This window comes from Vibrio coralliirubri (assembly GCF_024347375.1).
Classification (GTDB): domain Bacteria; phylum Pseudomonadota; class Gammaproteobacteria; order Enterobacterales; family Vibrionaceae; genus Vibrio; species Vibrio coralliirubri.
Window position 1 is genome coordinate 884,021 of record NZ_AP025471.1, and the last position, 20,583, is coordinate 904,603.

Sequence of the window (20,583 nt, forward strand, 5' to 3'; positions counted from 1 at the left end):
ACCACTATCGAGTGGCTTTTTATATTAAGTTTCACTTACCTTTGAGCTTAATATATTTCCGGCATGTAGATACTGACTACAAAGCCTCACAATTAAATAATAAAACTTTTCATAATAGGTTGTACAACGTCATGTTCAAAAAAAGCCTCATTAAGTTGTTAACTGCAATAAGCTTGTCTCTCTTGATCATTGCACAAGCTAACGCGCAGTCAACGTTCAAAACTCAAGAGCAATTCATTGGCTGTATTATTGACGCTAGCCAAGTGACTAAAGTTAAACTTTCAAAAAAACAATCACAAGTATTACTCAAGGTGGAGAAAGACCAAAAATTCGCACAAAACTTATACTTAGACTTTTTAAATGCACGCTTTATTGAAACTGATATAGCTAATGCTCAACTAATTCAACTTTATGCGAATACAAACATGAATCCTCCAAAAGATACGATTCCTATGTTTAAGTTAGAGTTCTTAAAATCATTATCAAAAGATGAACTCAACGCGCTCGATGCAGCTGCTAGACGACATATCCAAGGCTACGATAACGATATGACAAAAATGGTCAAAAATATCGCACCAAACTGTTATATAAATTATTAGCACAATGAAAGAAAAAGGAGCTATTTGGCTCCTTTATAATGTGGGATAAACGAAAAACTCAGCTAATTCTAAATTCAAGATCAAGTATTCTCTCTGCCACTTCTAATTGCCTTGCTTTAGGCTTGTAAACCCCTCGGTAATAACTCATAAGATAAGAATATACCACTTTTTTTAAAACATCGTAGAATCCAAGTAGTTGTAAGAAAGGCTCGAGAGGTATTTCAAGTTTCCGCTCACCAGCCATGGCACTATTAACTCTATCTTTCGAAATCGAAAGTATTTTTTCAATCAAGTCTTCTGACTTCATACTATTATCGATACCAGACATAATTTCATTAAGCCTACGAATAGAATCTTCAACAGGTTTTTCAACTTCTTCAATTAGATTTCTATTACCTTTTTCAATCAGATTAAAGGTAGAAATAAATGTAAAACTCTGAAGATAATCTCGCCCATTGAACATCAACGCACCATTATCAGAATTATATGAAATTGAAATGTACTTATTATCCAAAATCTTAGACATCGCATTACTTAACACGGTTTCTTTATTTGTATTTATATGATTTAAATCTATGCTTTGGCATTTTTTTATCAAAAACATTTCAGAAAAATCATTTTCATCGACTTTACTTAAGAAGTTAATTACATTGTCCCACTTATGGTCTATATCTATCTTATCTAAAATCTGAGAGTAGATACTTACTTTTCTTTCATGGCGACAATCAGCAAGAAACTGCGCGGCATGAAACTCTTGTATCGACTTATGCAAAAATAGATATCTATCATAACCATCTTGTTGAAGAAGACATGTAATATCAATAATATCTGACCACACCAATTGTGGCTCACTAGAATCCAAGGTCTCTAAGTCCAATGAGGAAGTAATATACTTATTTAAAGTTCGAGAAGTAAAATCCGAATCTCCTTTATTTAAACTGTTAAAGCAAAATGAGTTGAAAACATCATTGATTTTTTCATCTGGGTAATTTGACTTACGTTCTCTTGTGTAATTTTTGATTTTGTCATGCCTCTGAAAAAGAGTCATAAACAACTTACTATAGAAATCAGGTACACTTTCGGGAACTGAATCTAGATACGGATACGATACAAAGAGCAAATTTACTAATATTGGTGTGACTAACGTCTGTTGTAAATATTCATTATTCCTTACTAAATCAACTAATTCGACTGGCTTATTGTTAGCATTCAACTTAATCAACAAGTGGCAAACATCTTCAACATCTAATGGTTGAACCGTATAACTGTTTACACCAACTTCTCTACAAATTTCAGTGTCAGGTCTAGAAGAAGTAATAATTGGACATTGGTATCTTAAATTTAGTATATCAGTAATTTCTTTGAGAATTTTAGGCCTATAGTCCAGTCTTATCTCGTCAAAACCATCCAACATTAAAACTATTCTTTTGGATTGTAAAAGAAAGCTAATATCATCATCAGAAGCCATTATCCCAATGTTTTTTAAAGTTTCTTTTAAATATTCAAAGATAGTTGTTTCCACTTTCCTTAATTCAATAAAGAAAGGTATCCTCTTAGATTTCTTTAGTTCTTCCCAAAATAGTTTTCGCATTACAGTGCTTTTACCTTGGCCTGCAATACCAACAATATTAACTATTCCCGAATGTTCGATCGTTTTATCATCTTTAACCCTTAACTCAAAATCCCCACCTCCATCTCCAGAAGCTCGCAATGTTAAAGGCGTATAGATTTCGTTTAGGTAAACATCTGATTCGGGGCTATGCAACGTACGTATTTTTAGTATTTTTGTTACATATTTACTTGTAAATTGTTCTTGAGCGTAACTATCTAAGAGTTGCTGCAAAAGGCGCTTGCCTTGCTCAAGCTCAGGAAGCCAGTTTCTGTCAAGGACTGCTGAAGTAGCTCTTTTTGTTACTTCAGTAATCAATACACTCATTGCGGTAGTTGTAAAATCATCCATACCAAGCTTGACCTATTGATTAATGATTATGGCAATCAACCTTTATCACGAGCCTAATGGTTTTTTTAGCGTAATAACTAAAAGTATTTAGGCCATTTCTTCGGTTAGTTACTCATATTCACTTTTGATAAAAAACTTAACAAAAAAGGCACCCCATAGGGTGCCTTCGCTTTTCTAAATCACCGCCTTCATGACAGTGGTAACAACTTTTCCGATTACAGCGAACTCGTCGAGTTTCTCCTCATTCACGATAAACGAATCATATTCTTCTTTGTTGTCTGAGATGACTTTATAGCCCTCAGCCATGATGTCGTATTTCAGACGTTTTATGTAAACGTGCTTACCAATACGAACAACATAGACACCGTGCTTTACTGGGTGATCGAGTTCTCGGGTATCGACTAATACTTCATCGCCGTCGCTCAAAGTGTCTTCCATTGAGTCGCCGTGGCAAATGATGATACGAGCATCTTCTTCTGTCAGGCCGAAACGTCTTAACCATAAGCATGGTAGGAATTCAGTTCTGAGTTGGTACTCGGTATCGTTTTGAGAACCAAATCCACAAGACGCATAAACGTTGTACACAGGTACAGCACACATATCGCCTATTTGAGAAGTGGCTTTCACAGACTTAACATTCGAAATCTCTGTGACATTATCATCGGTATTGCGAGAAGTTCGACTAGCAACCTGCTGGTTAGTTTGCCCGCAACCAATATCAACTTGCCCTACAGACATATCTATTGACGTCGAAGTTTCGCTAGGTGCTGATGCAGTTAATAGATATTTCGCTTCATCAAGATCCGTGACGTATTTCTCAATCAGCTGTTTTTTTACATCTGGGTGAAAATTGGAAATATGGTACTCCAAAGCCCGAGTACCTTCCTTAGAACCTCGACTTAACCAATTGTTTCTCCTAGCTTTTTGAGCCACGCCTGAAGAAGAGTTAGCCATTCCATCTAACCCCACGAGTTCAGTACTCAGAAACCATTCCTTCATAAAACCACCAAAAGCACACATAAAAACACTAGACACACGAACAGCAAGGTCGTAGCATAAGAACACGTAAACACACTATAAACACAGTTTAAGTTCGATATTGTAAGAGATTAACGAAGATAAACTGCAACTAACTAATAACTATATCACGTCAGTGGCGTAGTGGAAATGAGGCTAACCCTATGAATACTCAATATGCGTTGCATGCTGTATTTGGTTCCCCAGTAGTAAAACTTTCTGAGATTTCTGAACAATATTTTGGAATGAAGTACGCGACAGCCAAAGGCAAAGTAAGTGCGAATGAGTTCCCTATCCCCACCTTTCGACTTCATGAAGAAACAGAAACGAACAAAGGCACTAAAGCTCCTCTGTTTGTTTCTATTGATGATTTAGCTTTCTACATTGACCGCAAGCAAGCTGAAGCTAAGCGCGAGTGGGAATCGGTCTATGGCAAATTCGGTCACCATTAAGCCAGCTTAAAGCTAACCACTTTTCTTATGTTTCATAGTGAGTATCAGACATGGAAGTGAACCAGACAATGTGCGTCTTTTTAGCGGATGTACAAGAACAGTACAACGAAGCATGCAGCTTGTTTCGAGCACGACACCGTAACGAGCTAACAGACATAGCCAAAGCATGTGGCCTTAGGTCAAACATGTTGCGTAACAAGCTGAATATCGAGCAACCGCACGTACTTTCTTTACCTGAAATGATGGCAATTTCTAAAGCTACGGATGACTACGTAATTTTAGAAGTTGTACTTCGCCAGTTAGGGTTAGTGACCGCTCATATTCCTGAGGGTGAGAGAGAAACGTTTATTAAACGTGCTCTAGACAACTCTGTGATTGCTGGAGAGATCTCTCAGCTTGCGTTAGACACGGCAGGAAAAAGAGCCCTACCTCGCTCAACTCGAAACTCAATTATCAAAACGGCACAAGCTGGTATTAGCAACTTGGTGCTGCTCATTAACGACCTAGAAGACCGCACAAGTGGTGCACACCCTTTCTTATGTATGGGTGTGGACTTGATAGCCAACGGTGCGCCTTTACCCGGTCTTACTTAATTACGGGGTGTAATTATGAAAAAACCATTTATCGCGATTCAAATCAACTCATTAGAAGAAGCACTCAACATCGAGAATGTTGCGGCACTCACTATCACCAAATATCAAACGAACGAAGTTGAAGGCCAAGAGCAACTTCAGAACAACTTGATCGCAATGTGGCGTGGCATTCACAAGCAAGCGGGTGATGCTCTCGACCAGTTCAAGGTTTGCCAGAAGGAATCAGCATGAGAGTTCTACTCAAAACCATCACTTCAGGTGAAGACAATATTTATGTTTACGAAGCTGGATATGTAGAAGGTGTGAAAGCTGCTGAAGCTTATTTAGCAGGCCCTGACGGATGGGGAGCTTCTATGTACTTCCCTTTGTATAAGGTCGAAGACTTCGCTCAAAACCAAACTCAAATTGCCAAGTTCCTTGAGCTTGCCAAAGAGAAACTCGGGATGGAGAAAGAACCATGCAATACGAACCTCACCCACAACTAATTTTTTAGGAGCAATGACGCCATGAGTAATCTCGAAAATCACCTTTTTGAACAATCATTTGAACTCATTGCACAGCGCTTTAGTTCAAGTAGCACAGAACAACAGCATGAATTGCTATGCCAATTAGATGCAATTGCTAAGAAGCAAACACCCATTGAAACACATCGTTCTCAAGCTGACGTATTAGCCGATATTAAAAAGGCAATGGACGGTGAACGTGCTCGTTTGTTTTTCGGGCATTCATTTCCTAGCTGGTATCGCAACGGTTCGATCGAACAAGTTTCACAGCTTCACCACTGGACGAGCTTAGATATGGGTAACCGCCACCTGTTTCTTGAAATGCTTGGTCTACGTGACCTAGGCCACTTTGATGATGAAGCGTTATATCAATTCGAACAGTTTTGTTTGTCAGCTGTGGGGGCGAACTGATGCTGAGTTATATAGCGGTAACTTTGAACAGCGGTGGCGGCGTGGTTCGTCACGCTGAAACCAATGAGGTAATGAACCTTCACTTAGGTGAGTTTGATACGCCAAAACTTGCTATTGAGTCAGCATGTGAGGCGTTGAACTGCGAACACGTTATGAATGGCGTGATCATAAAGGGCAACCACACTGGCGGCCACATGATTATGGACACACAGGAGTTTAGCGAATTATGAGTGACGTTACTTTTAAACCAGCTAAATCGACGGCTGACTTGCCTATCACTTCTCCAATACATAAGCCCTGCCCTGATATGGTGGGCATGGCGAACCCAGATCCAAAGAAACGAGAGCGAGCGCGCTTTTTAGTGTCGAAGTTGCGCGAAAAACACGGCATTAAAAAGCGTGTTAAGGGCAACTCTCAGCCAATGAATTATGTGTGTAGTGAAAACGGGTGCGCTGAACCTTGGGGCTCGGTAAGTAATGCGAATCCAGGGGATGTGAAGCAATAAGCGATGAAGATTGAAACTCTGTACCATGTGGCCGGAGCCGTCCGGCCTATTGATGAAGTTAAAATTGCTAATGCCAGCTATGAAGCTGGTTTTTTAGGTTCTAAAATTCCTCACTACACAGAATACGAACAACAATTGCTCGATTCTGGCGTGGTTAAATCTCTTCCTGTTTACGACCGTGTTTTTAATCAAAAATCAAAGCACGTAACAGATGTTAAGTTGGCAACTGAACATTTCAAAAGGCTAAATTCAAACTCCAAACCCGACCGCGAAGCGGCGGCCGAAAGGCCGGAGACACTAGGCTTGTCCAAGGGCGCAAAAGTCCGACACGAGAAAAAACATACGAAGGTTATTGGGCGGACCATTGGCACTAAGACAGAGCTTGATAGCCGAATGGGCCATGAAAGCTTTGATGCGTTATACGCAAGTACAGAGCGAAATACCGCGCGAATTTTGCCACTGAAGCATGAGAAAAGGCCCCCTTTCGAGAGGAAGCTCTCCCCTATCTCTCTTCAACTGCAAAAACGAGACTGGTCTGGGCAAATGCGCGCTCAAATTGTTACCCAAACGCCTGCGGGAAATGCACCGGAGGCGAATTCGGGTACTCGTTATACGGAAAAGCTAACACCAAAGAGCGTTTCTAACATGTTCGAAAGCGGTGCGTATGTTGCTCAATGCCATGAAGGGTTTACGACATTTCTAACTTTGACTTTTACACCGGCACAACGTCACGCCATTTTTGGCGCAATGGACGAAGGCATCGATGCTGACGGCCCGTTCACTCCAGTAGAGTTTGAACGAGATACCGGTGATCTTATTCCTGGCAAAGACGGCCTGTATACACAGTTACCAAAACAACCATTCAAAATCATTAAACCACTCGATACCAGTATTGGGCGCGAAACTTCTCGCTTTCTCGATGGCAGCAAAAAGATGTTTCACCGAGGTTGGTACACTGAGGACGGTGACTACGTTCCTGGGCAATTCAAAGCAAAGCCTTCACCCTTTGGCCCTGATAGAGAGAAAGCTGATTTCCATTATATGTGGGTAGCCGAAAGCCCAATGAATGAAGATGGCGAACCCAACCCGCACGTTCACTTATTGTTGAAATGGACGGTCGATAAAAAGCATTTCAAAGACTGGGCTAAACGTTTGGAGTCGCTATGGGGTCACGGCATGGCCCACATCGAAAGAATTAGACAACCTAAAGCAGCCAGCACTTATCTCATCAAAGCAGTGGGCTACGCGGCCAAAGGTAATAACGCTGACCAAGGTTTAATTAAGGGGAATCGTTACAGCATAGCAAGAGTCTCACGCGCACCAAGTTGGGAGACTCTCGCATCATTCGAAGCTGACAATATCACTGCTGTTATCCGTGAATTGGGTTACAAGCTTGAGCAGTGGAAAAAGCCTTTACTGCGAACTATCTCACGTATCAATAAGCAAAAAGCTCAAACCGTGAAAGCGTCGAGTATCGCCAAGCAACAAGGCAAGCCTGAAGACCACCTCAAAAAACTGCAGTCACGAATTATTCGCTTAGAACATGCGGCTAAGAAAACCACGCAAGAAATGAAGTCACGCCAAATGCATGCTTCTAGTGGTAACCGGTTCTCGATAACTTTTGACGGTGATGAAGCCAAAGAACGAATGGATAACTTCTTGATGTGGGCAGCTGGAGCTAGAGGTTGGTCGATGACTTGTCGTGATATCGATTGTAGCGATTTAAAGCAAGAAGCAGATGAAACTTATCAAGCGCAATATCACCACTTCATAGAACGGCGGGCTTATTGGCGATCGGTTCTTGGCGAACCTTACATACCCGAAGAACCCGATGAGGATGAAGTGAGTTATTGGCAAAGTGCCAAAGCGGATTATTTAGAAGGGAGATTACAATAATGCTAGTGACATGCCCCAAGTGTGAAAGCAAAACTCGTATAGCGACCTCGCGTTCCATCAGTTCAGAAACGCGAGAGCTGTACTGCCAATGTTTAAACCTGAATTGCGGAAAAGTGTTTGTAGCGCATACGTCGTTCTCGCACTTCATTGAGCCAACAGGTCAGAAGCCAAGCTCAGAACTACAACCCGAGTTGTGCAAAGGTGATGTGAACCAAATCGATATATTTGAAGCGCCTTAGTATATGTCTCTGATATCACTAAGCGCAAGTAGGTAAAATCGCTGAACAGCCGACTCTTTCTTACTCGTACAGTATCCATTTCCTTTTACTTTACATATACTAAGGCGCTATGAAATCCCTCGCTTAACGGCTACACAACAATAGATTGGAGATTATAACAAATGACCGAATGGACAATGCTACTGTCAGCAGTTAAAGCCCCTTACAGTGTTTACAAAAACTGGGGCACAATTAATAAGTGGTATAAGAAATTGCTTGTTTGGGCTAACAAAGGTGAAACCAATGTTGTTGTTACTGGGGCTGCTGGAGCAGGTAAAACAGAGTTAACTAATTGCTTGCATGGTGAAATTAAAAATCACGATTATCAAGAGCCTAAAACTTCACAATTAGTTGAAAGACATGCTATCTCTATAGGAGAGATGACGAGAATTTATTCTGTGATCCCAGGTCAAGATATAGCTGCGCGTGAACAAGGACTTAATGAAGCTTTCAATAAGCACAAGGGACTCGAAGGGGTTGTTCACCTTGTTGATTATGGCTTTACAACGAATCGTTCTACTGTAGTCGAAGAAGCATTGATTGCTGATGGAGTTGAGACTATTGAGCAAATTCGAGAGTATAACCGTAAAAATGAACTAGATGAATTTAAACGCGTATGCGACCGAATTGCTGCCTCTATCTCTGATAAAAAAGGCCCAAAGTGGTTAGTTATTGCAGTTAATAAATCTGATTTATATTTAGATACATTGAATGATGCGCAGAGGTATTATGACCTTAATGGAAGTAGCCTATTTGTAGACGAAATTTCCAAATTACAAAAAAGGGTTGGTACTCAGAACCTCAAATGTTATGTCGTGCCTGTATGTACAAGAGCGAAGCCTTTCATATGGAATAATATTGAAGTAACGCCCAAGCTCGAAACATTCCAAGAATCTACGATACTAATGAGGAACTTGGTTCAAACCATAGCAGAGGCAGATAATGACTAATTCAGATAAGTACTCTATTGATACCGACGACCTAGCGCGTGACAAAAGTTACTCAAGACATGTTCAAAGTGAGGACTTAGAAAAGATCATATCATTGGCAGAGGAAGTATCACATCACGTTCAGGATATGGATAGTAAAGTCGGAAATCTTAAACAGAGAATGATCATAACGATAGCCGTGCTTTATACAACTGCTATAGCAGTATACTTATACTTTGAGATGCTTAACTTGAGTAATAGTGGGAGCTATATCTTGACTTTCGCTGGTTTGTTACTCTTGGCTTTTGCTACAACATCCTTCAGCTTAGTTAATCGAAATATTAGAAAATTAAAAGCAAACATAGAAGTTGAGACTGCTGTATTGAGAGAGTTATTGGATTTAGCGTCTGAAATGGAAACCGCGAGTCGTCGACGTTCATTAGTAGACCCAATTAGTATTGCTACATTTCGTATGAGATTGAAGAGGTTACACTTTTCAGTTCAAAAATAGCTCTATAGGCAATGTGAATAATGCACTATGGTTTTCATCTATGCCTTAAGTAATTATCGAAACGATATATATTATCTTTCTAAAAAACGAACAAAAACGATCTCAGACGATCTCTAGATCCCCTATCTAAAACAGCCCTCGATGTAGATACATCGGGGGCTGTGTTCCAATACAACTACCGAAATGAAATGCGGTTCTAAGATCGCATAATTGCAGTGTGGAATTTTGGTATGGAGGGGTGGGTGAGTCCGAACAGGGCCTGAGCGCCCTACTCCATCACTAATTTTATTCTCGCTGCCTAATTCTGATTTTCTTCTGTAGTTGGTGGCTTTTTGATGTGGGAACGACAGTACGAGCACGCTAGATGGAATGGGCTTAAGCTCAACATCCTATCGACCGCCTTTGATGGTGGTAAGCGCTTGCAAGTCAGCGAAATCCCCTACTCTGACCTACCACACATCAAAGTCATGGGAACAAAAGCTCGTACCTACACAATTGAAGCGGTGTTCGTTGGCTCCAGTTCTCTGGCCGATGCCAATTCCCTCATTGAAAACCTAGAAGCAAAACCAACAGGCGAGCTAGAGCATCCTTGGTTGGGTGAATTACCGCTTGTCTTTGAAGACGTATCCCAAAGCATCAGTACAAAAAAAGGCTTAGTCACGCTGAGCCTGAAGTTTGCTCGCGCTGGCTCTTCCCCTTCAATCACTGCACCGACTTCCGTTCGTACAAAAACGCAGGCCAACATAGTTGAGAGCTTGTCGAAACGTTCTTTCGTGAAAGAAGTAAACGGCTTGGATGTATCGGATATTCACAGGGTTCAGAGTGATGTCACCAGCGCATTGAACGTGTTGGTAGACATCACCAACCGTTTGAACCTCGAAGATGAAAACCTTCAAGACATTAACGACGCCATCAATAAAGCATTCTCGGCTGTGAGTAGCCTCAGCACCAACCCAACTGAGTTCGCTGATCTGTTTTCTACGTCAGTGGATGCGGTAGCCGATGGTGTTCAAGCTGAGCCAAGCTCAAGCAATGAAGCAGTAGACAACTCGCGCAGTGCTCAAGCTTTGCTGCTAGGTGAAGTCAAACCGGACACGCCAACTCAGCACCACAATGTGCAAATGGTGACGGGCGCAGTGAAGATGAACAAAGACATCACACACCTAGAGAAAGGCGACCGCTTTGATATTACGCAGCCGGCTAAGCAGCCTGAAACCATCAAGAATGATCTATCTACTTTGATTGTCGGTATCGATGAGCGCATCAAAGACACCACCCAAGTATCGACGCTTGAAAGCATTGAGCTGTTCGACGCAGTCACGACATTAAAAAGTAATGTAAAGGTTCAGCAGGATAAGGTGGTCAGCGGTATTGCGCCTCATAGAACGGTGCAATCACCACGCTTTCAATCCGCGCTGACGATTGCGCACGATGAGTTCACTCAAGAAAAAGTCATCACCAAAATGAATGCGCTGCAGCACCCGCTATTCATTCGTGGTGACATTGCCGTGAGGGATGTGTCATGAATACGCTAACGATGCACATTGATGGCAAGCCGCGCACCTTCTATCAAGCGAATATCAACTACTCTATTGAACAGCTGGCCCACACGTTCAGTTGCTCAATTGAGCCTATGAGTATTGAAAGTCCGTTATCGGTCGAGTTCTTCCTTAACGACAAGTCGATTCTGATTGGTCAGATTGATGGTGTGGATTCCAATACCGATTCAAGCGCTCACGCAGTTTCCATTTCTGGTCGCTCGAAGAGTGCCAACATGATTGATTCACGCATCACGATGGATGCGCTTTATAACTTGAACGTGGAAGAACTACTTCGCCATGTCGCCAAGCCATTTGGTTTGAAAGTGAAAAGCCTGGTGAAGAGTATGCCGGTCATCCCTGAGTTTCAGATAAATGCAGAATCACCCGTAGAGAACGTGGCGCAGCTCATTCGAGAGCAAGGCTTTATTTTGGTTGAGCGCAATGGCGTGTTGATCATTGAAAACACCGCGCATGCAACTATCAGCAATATCGGTCTAGAAACGGGCAACAACATCGACAGCCTGAACATCAAGCGCACCTTCAATCAGCAATTTTACACCATTGATGTGCAAGGCCAGTGGGATGACGCAAGCGCACAGGTCATCAATCCAAACATCGAGAGCTCACGCACCATGGTGATCACCTGTGACCAATTACAAAACCGTGACGCTTGCCTGTCTCGTGCTAAATATGAGCGCAACCTCGCCATTGCTCAAAGTCTGACTGCATCAAGCTCGATTGCCGACATCTTCCCTGAATTGACCATTGATGGATTAAACCGAGTGATTCGAGTCGCTGACCAAGAGCAAATCTTCAGTGAGATGTTGGTGATCAAGTCGCTTGGCCTATCAGTGTCTGAAAACTCTACGGAAACTTTGGTCGAATTATTTAGACCATTTAAGGAGCAAAGCTATGTCTAGTGCTCTGCAGCAACAACAACGATTAATGGCCAGAATCAAAAACGTGATTGGCACCGGTACTGTCACGGGTGCAACCACAGGCCGATTACAAATCAAAACCGCGACAGGCCGAACCAACGACAAGATAAAACGCGTGCACAACTACGGGTTTATGAGCCATCCATTACCAGGGGCGAAAACTTACAACCTGTTCATTGGTGGAACCACATCTCGCGGCATCACCGTAAACGTTGAAGACGAACGTCACCAAATAGAGTTGCAGCCTGGTGAAGTCGCGATACTTGATGACAAAGGCAACCTTGTTCATTTCACGCAACAAGGCATCAAGATAAACGCCTGCGCAAAGTTAGAAGTCATATCGGCACAAGAGACCACAGTGAACGCAACGGCCGTGAACGTTACTGCACCTAAGTCCAAGTTTTCTGGTGATGTAGAAATCGGCGGTAATCTGAAAGTAACAAAGAACGTTGATGTCACCGGTTCTGTGGGTGGTTCATCCGGTACGTTCGGCGGGGTCAAAGTTGAAAAGCATGACCACGACTACACCGACGATGGGACGACAACAACTACCAAGGGGCCAAATAAAGGATGAGTCATTTCAACTTAACCGCCCTGACAGCACCGCTCAGCTCTAAAGAGGGATTAACCCACGCTGTTTTGCAGAGTGTTTATAACTATGCCGAATCGACTCAAAACGATCGCGCCCGTATGGCACGCAATGAGCGCGGCGGCACTTGGAGCAATGAGTTGATAAACGTGGTCGGCTCTCGTGATTGGACGCTCAAACGAGCAACGCTCACAGACGAAACATTAAGCCTCGCTAAGCGGTTTTGTGAAGAGTCGCTCGCTTGGCTCATTACCGACGGCCACGCTAAAGCAGTTGAAGTTTCAGTATGGCGAGAGAAGACAAACCAAATGGGTCGCAATGTGATGATCACTTTAGTCGATGGCTCTCAGTTTGATGTTCCACTTTCAAAGGTTAACCAATGAGTACACAACGAAGCCTAGACAGTCTGATTGCTCGCGCAGAAGCCAATCTGGTATCTGAAACAGGGCAAAACAACCCCGCAACCAAAGCGATAGCCGCTGCCATTGCTGGTGTCAGCTATGGGCAATATGGTTATCAAGATTTGCTCTTCAGACAGCTGCACCCAGAGACTTGCTCTGAAGAGTGGTTATACCTACACGCCAATCGCCATAAAGCCCCTCGACTGCTGCCCACGTTCGCAACGGGCCGAGTACAGTTCACTGAACTTGGTGGCACGGTGGTGATCAAGAAAGGCACCCGTTTAACGCATGCTAATCACGAGTACGAAACCACCAAAGAACAATACAGCAACGTCCCCGTTGACGTCATTGCACTTGAATCTGGCGTGGAGAGTAATCTCCCTGAAGGCGCGGTGCTTACGTTAAGCGAAGGACTAAGCGGTATTGACCCAAATCGTGTGCTTTCACTTGGCATTGGCGGAGGCGCCAATATTGAAGAGTTAGAACATTGGCGGGTACGTGTCATCGTTGCATTTGAAAAGAACGAACTGATTGGCAAAGCGTCGGATTATAAAGTGTGGGCCGTATCGGCTCACTCAGATGTGGATTTTGCTTGGGCGCTTGATAACACCCCACAGCGAGGAATGGTAGAAGTGTATATCGGTGCGCGAGACAACGACCCAACGTTAAGCGGTGAAGTGGTCAACTTGGTACAAGACACATTTGAAGACAATCGACTCGCAGGTTGTCACCCATTGGCTCACCTACCAGAGCAAGTGCCAATCAATATCGAGATCCAAGGTATTGAAGACCAAGTGGTGCGAGACGATGTGGTTACTGCACTCGAAAACTTAGTGAAAGAAAAAATGGGCAACATCGAGCCGAAAACTCAGAAGCCTGAATCCATCACCAATACCGAAATTGTTTTAACTATCTCTACCGTGACCAACAACTTTATTGTCCGCTCTCCGGTGGGAGAAGTCGCCATTGAGAACAATCAGATACACGTATTAGGAGACGTAACGTGGACACCACCGACTTAATTATTGAATACAATGCCGGTGATTTTGAAGGCGCCTATCGAGGGTTATTACCCAAAGGTGAATATTGGCAAGATACTGAGAACGTAGAGCTAGCAAACACCATCCAAGGCATTGCCAAAGACTTCAAGCAAACCCATGACGAGATTGAACTGTCGCTATTAACCGAGTTTGAAGAGCAACAATTTGGTTGGAAGATTTCAGACTATCAACGGCTCTTAATGACAATGGGCTCAAACGGTGTCGTGTATGACGAGGTTGCCAGCCCAAACCTCATCAAGATAGAACTATATAGCTACAGCAATGACGCGGCCTTTAAAGCGCTAGAAGAAAAACGGCTGCCTCACACCGAGTTTCATTGGATTTATCCTCTCGATGCAGAAACAAAGTTTGAACAGGTCACAGCCTTAACCATTAAGCCAGAATTTAGCTCTCAGCTTGAACTAGAAACTGAAGCACCATTCCTGTGCCGCACCGCCATTACATGGCAACTTGAAATAGGAGACACCGTATGAGCGCACTGCAAGCCATCCCTACTCAGTACGGGATAGACATTTTAAACAGTGAGTTAAAAAATACAGTAACAAAGTATCGGCTCATTGGCGCGTTAACCCATGACGCACCGAATGAATCATTGTACTCATTCTATGAAAACACCATTGAAACCAGTTACTACGATGACAATGGCGTTCTAACCTTCATCTTGAATTTGCCTATTGAGCAGCACTTTGATGAGTACCTACATCAAATCCATGTGCTTGATAGCAGTAATCAAGCGGTGATCGAATGCTCGACACCTAAAGTCGCCCTACCGAAAGGTATCGGCGGTATGGTCACACTCAAAGCGGCAGTTTCGGGTGAAGCTGGGCAAGTTATTTTTAAGCACAGCGAGTTTGTGACTGAAACTGAATTGAATGAGCTACACCTAGCGCCGATTAAAGCGGCACTAGCAAACATGGTGGGAATGATAGGAGAGTTTCATCATTCCGGAGAAAAGCCCGCTTGGATTGACTTAAACGGCGGCGAGTTATCAAGAACTACCGATAGACTTCTTTGGGATTATGCAGTGGCGGCAGGAATGGTAATCGTTCAGGCAACAAAAGACACAGACCCTATGACCCATGCTATGAAATTTGGTGATGGTGATGGTGCCACGACATTTACGGTGCCTAACCACCATTTAGGACATTTCGTTCGAGGTAACCCCAGTGGAGTTAACCATGGTGAGACACAAGGCGACGCAATTCGAAACATCATAGGTAACTGGAATGCTAGCTCGAATGAGGGTATATCAACAGATCACAGCAGTACTTTCAATGGGGCGTTATATACCAATGGCAATCAAGGCGCCCGTTCATACGGTGGCGATAAGTCAAATCAGCATCTTCTCCACGTCGGGTTTGATGCCTCTAAAAGTGTCCCAACTGCTGATGAAAACCGTCCATACACAGCAAACCTTTCGATTAAAATTCACCGAGGCTGGATGCAATGAAAATAGCTTATCACTACGATTACAAAACCTTCATTTATCAAGGTGAGAGTCAAATCCATAAAGTGGCTGGGTATGATGAGTATATCTTGCCTCAGTTTTCTACATGGGTAGCTAAACCAGCTTTTGACGAAGAAGCCGAACAAGCCAAGTATGATGTGAAAAATCAGAAATGGCTTGTTGAGCTAAAGCCAATTCAAGTGACGGCTTACCATAAGAAAACTCAGGAGCCAAAAGTGTTTGCCGATGCTTCTTTAGTGTCAGACGAATACACGTTAAAAAAACCATCGACTCCATTCGATGAATGGATTGACGGTGCTTGGGTAACCAACAAGAGCAATCAACACATTGCTGAGTATAACCAAGTCGACAACGTTCGCCGTGGGCTATACGCTCAGATATGTGATCCCTTAATTGCTGAAGCCAACATTAAGCGCTTACAAGGTTTTGAAGATGATGCACAAACAATAGAGGCTCAAGCCCTAGCTGCCCGTAACAAAATCCAAACAGAAAACCCTTGGCCGACGCCGCCTACTAACTAACCCCAACCATATTCAAACCCAGCTGTCGCGCTGGGTTTTCTTTTCCTGCCCTCTGAACTTCTATATCTCGACACTAGAAATGCCATCAGTCCCCTTAAAAACTCAACGAGATACACTGCTTATGGGGGAACTAATTATCTAGCCATAAGAGAGAAACCAATGAATGAATCAGAGGCAAAGGCACTCGTCGTATCACTACTCGATGTCACTGGCCTAAAGAAAATCTTAACTTCCATTAGTGCAACCCTAATCAGTTTTGGCGTAAATGACGCACTCCAAATTTTGTCTGTTGCGGTCGGTATTGGCGCAGGCATCATGGCTATTCGCCACTACGCTATTGCAACTAAACTCAGCCAAGCGCAGTTGGACAAGTTGAACTCAAAAAAAGAGGGTTCAGTATGAGCATAAAAACCAAAGCAATACAGACTGTGGTGTGCTCTGTTGCCTCCGTTCTTGCCATTGTTTTTACCATTGATTCAGAGCTTACTACCAGTGAACACGGCCTCAGCCATGTCGCGAATGAAGAAGGTTGTAGACTCAAACCCTACCAATGCAGTGCCGATGTGTGGACTGCGGGGCTTGGTCATACAAGCGGTGTTACACCACAGATAGTGTTAACCGAGCAACAAGCAGCTGAGTATTTTGTTGAAGATATCTCAGCTGCCGAACAAGTGGTAAACAAACACATTACCCAAACCGCTAACCAGGGCGAATACGACATGATGGTGAGCTTTGTCTTTAATCTTGGCGCCGGCAATTTCACACGCTCTACCTTACTGAAGAAGTTTAACCAAGGTGATCATCAAGGCGCTTGTAACGAGTACCCAAGATGGGTGTTTGTGAATGGCAAAGACTGCCGACTCAAGCAAAGCAACTGTGCCGGTATTCCTAAACGCCGAACCAAAGAACAACATGTTTGTTTGAATGGGTGGTGATCATGCTAAACCAATATCTAACTTTGTTTAAAGCCATCGCCTTTGCTGCCGCTCTTAGCAGTGTCGCTTATTGTTCGTATGACTACGGCGTAACAACCACTGAGGTTAAAGCCTTAAAAGCACAAAATGCCCTATGGGACAAAGTAGAGCAAAAACAAAACGAGGCTTTTCAGCTCGCCGTGAAGCTCGCGAACCAAAAGCCAGATATTCGAATTAAGTTTCGAGAGATAGAAAAAGAGGTGATCAAGTATGCTCAAAAGAACAATGATAAGCAGTGCGTTGTCAATGATCCTGACTGGATGCACATCCGCGCCCAATCAGTACGAGCGCATAATCGAGCAATCGGTGTTCAGCAACCCTCCACCGTCTCTGATGGTGCCGCCAAAACCGCTACAGGTTACGAACGAGACGCCGAAGTCTTAGCGGAAGATGTGGCGAACCTGCAAACCTGTGCTGAAAATGCTCAGAAGCTCTTATCGCTACAAACTTGGATAAGAGCGCAAGTCAACTTAAAGCTTTAATGAGAGTCGATAAAATAGCAAAGGGCAATCAATAGTTATCTCTTATTGAAGTTTCATTTGGCTTTGTTGCGTAATTCAATGGAACTAAATCAAGAACCTACGATCTGATCAGCTACCTCCACTCTATCTCGTAGTCCTATGCCTAAGCCTCGTTATAAAACAACCAACTGGAAGCAATACAACCGATCACTCATTAACCGTGGTTCTCTGACTTTTTGGATTGATGAAGAAGCAATAAGCGGATGGGCGCAAAGCAAACAGAATAAGCGCGGTAGGCCGCGTCGGTTCAGTGATTTAGCTATCACGACAGCACTCATGGTCAAACGAGTTTTTTCTATGCCATTGAGAGCGCTGCAAGGATTTATCGACTCGATATTTAGGTTAGCCCATGTACCGTTAAGTTGTCCGCATTACACCTGCATCAGTCGTAGAGCCAAGCAAGTTGAGGTTTCATTTAAGACTAAAACGAGAGGAGCGATACAGCACCTAGCCATTGATGCTACTGGCCTTAAGGTTTATGGCGAAGGTGAATGGAAAGTCAAAAAACATGGGACGGATGGCAAGCGTAGAGTCTGGCGAAAGCTGCATATTGCAGTCGATACCAACACTCATGAGATCATTGCCGCCGAGCTAAGTTTATCGACGGTTACAGATGGAGAAGTACTCCCGAACTTACTGAAACAAACACGCCGAAGTATCCTTGAGGTGTCTGGTGATGGCGCTTACGACACGAGAGCGTGTCACGCTGCTATTAAGATTAAGGGAGCTATTGCGCTTATTCCCCCAAGAGAAGGGGCTGCCTTCTGGGAGCGTGGTCACCCTCGAAATTTCGCCGTGGGTTGCCAGAAATTATACGACTCAAATAAGTATTGGAAAGAGCGGTATGGATACCACAAACGTTCACTCTCAGAAACAGCGATGTATCGAGTTAAACAGTTGCTAGGAGGGAAACTGAGCTTAAGAAATTACAATGCCCAGGTGGGTGAAACTTACGCGATGATAAAAGCGTTGAACAAGCTTACTGGGTTAGGTATGCCTGAAACTTGTCGTATTGACTAAGAAACAAGCGAAACGGGTTGGCTCTATCTCTAAATTTAATTACGCAACAAAGCCGTTTCATTTACTATTGATTCTAATTTAGTTTGTAGACTCTTAATATTCTGTAATTTCAACTTCGACATATCATTACTATTAATCATTAATTCCAACTTAGTAATGAACGGATTTACCTTTCTTTTAAATTCTTCTACTTCACTGTGAAGATCTATATCAGGAATTAACTCTGGTAGTCTGAGAACATTTTCAGCCTTCCCTCTATAGTATTGCAGGATAAATTCAGAGAAGGAGCAAACATCGGGGTTAGACCATTTTTCTAGACCTAAAACCATCGTCTCTACCGTATATTCTAAATCTTTATGACGTCTTAAACCATCAATAACATTGTCACGAACATTGGACCACGAATCCAAAAACTCTTTGATGTTCTCATTGAGCGATTCATTTTTATTTTTACTTTCATGTTTTTCTCTTACTTCATCAAGCAATAATTTTAACTCCTTATTTTTTATAATCGAGCTACCTAACCTACATTCAAAAACTAACAATTCAAAATCGACATTAGTTTCTTTACTTAATAAATCCAAAGTTTCATAATTATATTTTTTAGCATCGACTGTTAAGGAGTTCAAATTACAATCAATATAATCACCTTCAACCAACTCCAAATATAAACTTGCTGAAACCAACCAATCATTCAATGAAAAATTGTCTGTTACCCCAGTTTTCAAGGTATTTTCCAAAAGTAGGATGGACTCTATGAACTCATCTTCAGGAAGAGATGTGCGATTATCACTATATACAAACGAGGCGAGTTTGTGTTTTTTACTAGGCATTTTAAGGTTTTCAACAAGCTCCTTTACGTTACTATTCATATTATAACAATAATCAACCAATTCCTTATCTCTTGGATATAAATAAACTCCGAGCAAATCACCCTTTCTATCATTACTCTCTAAAGCATCAATAACTTCATGTGCAGCGATACCTCGCTCATAATGAGCTATGTTTATACATAAAATTTTCTCAAAAATTTCACCGAGTACAATATCAAAATGTTCATTTTTTCTTAAAACTGCAAAATTGTATATTTTTTCAAATTGAAAAATCGTTCTCTTTATAATTCTAAGGTTGTAAAAGTTATATTTTGATATGCAACCGCTCACAATAGAATGAAAATCTATATTATTGAAATTATGAGACTCATCAAAAGGACGTCTTGCTATCTTAACAATTTCATCAATTGATAAAGAAAAATGAACTTTATTTGATATTACTTTTTCAATATCATCATTCAACGAAATTTTTTCGCCATTAGAAACAAGTATAACCATGATGTTACTAGAATCTCTTTCCACTAAGTGCAAACACTCAGCTAGGATGTTTTTAGCAACACCCTCTTCAACTCTTTCAATATCATCTAAAACTAAAAGTAAATTGTTTGCCTTATTATACAACTCCTGCTTGACAATACCTGAAATACTATTAAGGATACCACTTGTCGCACCTTTATCCCCAAATGCTTTTGCTAACCCCCCAAGTCCCCCTGTAACTGACTCTATAATTCCTGATGACTTTTCATTATTAGAAAACGCTACAGAGAGTATTAAATTTTTAAATTCATTTTTATCTGCGATTCCGTACAAAGACAGGTACTCAAACCTAAGTTCATTTCGGTTACACAGCTCAGCCAAGTCTTGTTCGAGATTGTTTTTTATAAAATATGTCTTCCCTGCCCCCCATTTGCCATCTAAAAGAACAACGGAGGGGAATGCTTTTTCTAATAAAAGTGATTCAACCTGCTTACTTACATTGTTAATATCTTTCATGCTTCAACTACTATCCAGTACCAGACGGGGTTATGACGAAATAATATACATCACATTCAATTGATTATT

Annotated in this window: 27 protein-coding genes; 24 read left to right on the forward strand and 3 right to left on the reverse strand. The window is 42.3% G+C overall.

What is annotated here, in order from left to right:
* Positions 1-131: 131 nt before the first annotated feature.
* Entirely contained in the window at positions 132-599 is a 468-nt protein-coding gene (locus OCV20_RS20535; protein WP_261881489.1) for a hypothetical protein, read from the forward strand.
* Positions 600-657: 58 nt separating this feature from the next.
* On the opposite strand, the gene OCV20_RS20540 is transcribed toward OCV20_RS20535, so the two are convergent.
* Positions 658-2,559, reverse strand: a complete 1,902-nt coding sequence (locus OCV20_RS20540) for an NACHT domain-containing protein (RefSeq protein WP_261881490.1) — start codon at positions 2,557-2,559, stop codon at positions 658-660.
* A 174-nt stretch (positions 2,560-2,733) separates the two neighbouring features.
* Positions 2,734-3,558 carry a helix-turn-helix domain-containing protein gene (locus OCV20_RS20545; RefSeq protein ID WP_261881491.1) on the reverse strand — a complete coding sequence of 275 codons (825 nt, stop codon included), beginning with the start codon at positions 3,556-3,558 and terminating at the stop codon, positions 2,734-2,736.
* Between the two features lie 182 nt (positions 3,559-3,740).
* Here OCV20_RS20545 and OCV20_RS20550 point away from each other — a divergent pair, with 182 nt between their 5' ends.
* The 23 genes from OCV20_RS20550 to OCV20_RS20660 all read left to right on the forward strand — a co-directional run bounded on the left by OCV20_RS20550 (position 3,741) and on the right by OCV20_RS20660 (position 18,688).
* Positions 3,741-4,028, forward strand: coding sequence for a pyocin activator PrtN family protein (locus tag OCV20_RS20550; protein WP_017109436.1), 288 nt, complete (start codon positions 3,741-3,743; stop codon positions 4,026-4,028).
* Between the two features lie 50 nt (positions 4,029-4,078).
* Complete coding sequence (locus tag OCV20_RS20555; RefSeq protein ID WP_261881492.1) at positions 4,079-4,621, forward strand: phage regulatory CII family protein; 543 nt, start codon at positions 4,079-4,081, stop codon at positions 4,619-4,621.
* Between the two features lie 15 nt (positions 4,622-4,636).
* On the forward strand, positions 4,637-4,852 hold the full coding sequence (locus OCV20_RS20560) for a hypothetical protein (protein WP_261881493.1): 216 nt from the start codon (positions 4,637-4,639) through the stop codon (positions 4,850-4,852).
* Positions 4,849-5,106, forward strand: coding sequence for a hypothetical protein (locus tag OCV20_RS20565; protein WP_017109433.1), 258 nt, complete (start codon positions 4,849-4,851; stop codon positions 5,104-5,106). Before OCV20_RS20560 ends, OCV20_RS20565 begins: the two co-directional genes overlap by 4 nt.
* 21 nt (positions 5,107-5,127) lie before the next feature.
* On the forward strand, positions 5,128-5,535 hold the full coding sequence (locus tag OCV20_RS20570) for a hypothetical protein (protein ID WP_108166432.1): 408 nt from the start codon (positions 5,128-5,130) through the stop codon (positions 5,533-5,535).
* Positions 5,535-5,765, forward strand: a complete 231-nt coding sequence (locus OCV20_RS20575) for a hypothetical protein (RefSeq protein ID WP_102512754.1) — start codon at positions 5,535-5,537, stop codon at positions 5,763-5,765. The genes OCV20_RS20570 and OCV20_RS20575 overlap by 1 nt, the downstream gene beginning before the upstream one ends.
* Positions 5,762-6,040 carry a hypothetical protein gene (locus OCV20_RS20580; RefSeq protein ID WP_261881494.1) on the forward strand — a complete coding sequence of 93 codons (279 nt, stop codon included), beginning with the start codon at positions 5,762-5,764 and terminating at the stop codon, positions 6,038-6,040. The genes OCV20_RS20575 and OCV20_RS20580 overlap by 4 nt, the downstream gene beginning before the upstream one ends.
* 3 nt (positions 6,041-6,043) lie before the next feature.
* Entirely contained in the window at positions 6,044-7,936 is a 1,893-nt protein-coding gene (locus tag OCV20_RS20585) for a rolling circle replication-associated protein (RefSeq protein ID WP_261881495.1), read from the forward strand.
* On the forward strand, positions 7,936-8,175 hold the full coding sequence (locus tag OCV20_RS20590) for an Ogr/Delta-like zinc finger protein (protein WP_261881496.1): 240 nt from the start codon (positions 7,936-7,938) through the stop codon (positions 8,173-8,175). Before OCV20_RS20585 ends, OCV20_RS20590 begins: the two co-directional genes overlap by 1 nt.
* Positions 8,176-8,336: 161 nt before the next feature.
* Entirely contained in the window at positions 8,337-9,164 is an 828-nt protein-coding gene (locus OCV20_RS20595; protein WP_261881497.1) for a GTPase domain-containing protein, read from the forward strand.
* On the forward strand, positions 9,157-9,654 hold the full coding sequence (locus OCV20_RS20600; protein ID WP_261881498.1) for a hypothetical protein: 498 nt from the start codon (positions 9,157-9,159) through the stop codon (positions 9,652-9,654). The genes OCV20_RS20595 and OCV20_RS20600 overlap by 8 nt, the downstream gene beginning before the upstream one ends.
* Positions 9,655-9,989: 335 nt before the next feature.
* On the forward strand, positions 9,990-11,180 hold the full coding sequence (locus OCV20_RS20605; protein ID WP_261881499.1) for a DNA circularization N-terminal domain-containing protein: 1,191 nt from the start codon (positions 9,990-9,992) through the stop codon (positions 11,178-11,180).
* On the forward strand, positions 11,177-12,115 hold the full coding sequence (locus tag OCV20_RS20610) for a phage tail protein (protein ID WP_261881500.1): 939 nt from the start codon (positions 11,177-11,179) through the stop codon (positions 12,113-12,115). Before OCV20_RS20605 ends, OCV20_RS20610 begins: the two co-directional genes overlap by 4 nt.
* Entirely contained in the window at positions 12,108-12,707 is a 600-nt protein-coding gene (locus OCV20_RS20615) for a phage baseplate assembly protein V (RefSeq protein ID WP_261881501.1), read from the forward strand. Before OCV20_RS20610 ends, OCV20_RS20615 begins: the two co-directional genes overlap by 8 nt.
* Positions 12,704-13,105 (forward strand): phage GP46 family protein, encoded by a 402-nt coding sequence (locus OCV20_RS20620; protein ID WP_261881502.1) that lies wholly within the window; start codon positions 12,704-12,706, stop codon positions 13,103-13,105. The genes OCV20_RS20615 and OCV20_RS20620 overlap by 4 nt, the downstream gene beginning before the upstream one ends.
* Positions 13,102-14,145: a baseplate J/gp47 family protein gene (locus OCV20_RS20625; protein ID WP_261881503.1), complete on the forward strand. Its 1,044-nt coding sequence runs from the start codon at positions 13,102-13,104 to the stop codon at positions 14,143-14,145. Before OCV20_RS20620 ends, OCV20_RS20625 begins: the two co-directional genes overlap by 4 nt.
* Entirely contained in the window at positions 14,127-14,657 is a 531-nt protein-coding gene (locus OCV20_RS20630; RefSeq protein ID WP_261881504.1) for a hypothetical protein, read from the forward strand. The genes OCV20_RS20625 and OCV20_RS20630 overlap by 19 nt, the downstream gene beginning before the upstream one ends.
* Complete coding sequence (locus OCV20_RS20635; protein ID WP_261881505.1) at positions 14,654-15,634, forward strand: hypothetical protein; 981 nt, start codon at positions 14,654-14,656, stop codon at positions 15,632-15,634. The genes OCV20_RS20630 and OCV20_RS20635 overlap by 4 nt, the downstream gene beginning before the upstream one ends.
* Positions 15,631-16,173, forward strand: coding sequence for a hypothetical protein (locus OCV20_RS20640; protein WP_261881506.1), 543 nt, complete (start codon positions 15,631-15,633; stop codon positions 16,171-16,173). Before OCV20_RS20635 ends, OCV20_RS20640 begins: the two co-directional genes overlap by 4 nt.
* Before the next feature lie 159 nt (positions 16,174-16,332).
* A complete protein-coding gene (locus OCV20_RS20645) occupies positions 16,333-16,575 on the forward strand; it encodes a hypothetical protein (RefSeq protein WP_261881507.1) in 243 nt (80 codons plus the stop codon).
* A complete protein-coding gene (locus tag OCV20_RS20650) occupies positions 16,572-17,108 on the forward strand; it encodes a lysozyme (protein WP_261881508.1) in 537 nt (178 codons plus the stop codon). Before OCV20_RS20645 ends, OCV20_RS20650 begins: the two co-directional genes overlap by 4 nt.
* A 2-nt stretch (positions 17,109-17,110) precedes the next feature.
* Positions 17,111-17,629, forward strand: coding sequence for a hypothetical protein (locus OCV20_RS20655; protein WP_261881509.1), 519 nt, complete (start codon positions 17,111-17,113; stop codon positions 17,627-17,629).
* 138 nt (positions 17,630-17,767) lie between these two features.
* On the forward strand, positions 17,768-18,688 hold the full coding sequence (locus OCV20_RS20660; RefSeq protein ID WP_086773621.1) for an IS5 family transposase: 921 nt from the start codon (positions 17,768-17,770) through the stop codon (positions 18,686-18,688).
* Between the two features lie 35 nt (positions 18,689-18,723).
* Here the strand turns inward: OCV20_RS20660 and OCV20_RS20665 are convergent, their stop codons facing one another.
* Positions 18,724-20,514 (reverse strand): KAP family NTPase, encoded by a 1,791-nt coding sequence (locus OCV20_RS20665; RefSeq protein WP_261881510.1) that lies wholly within the window; start codon positions 20,512-20,514, stop codon positions 18,724-18,726.
* Between the last annotated feature and the right edge of the window lie 69 nt (positions 20,515-20,583).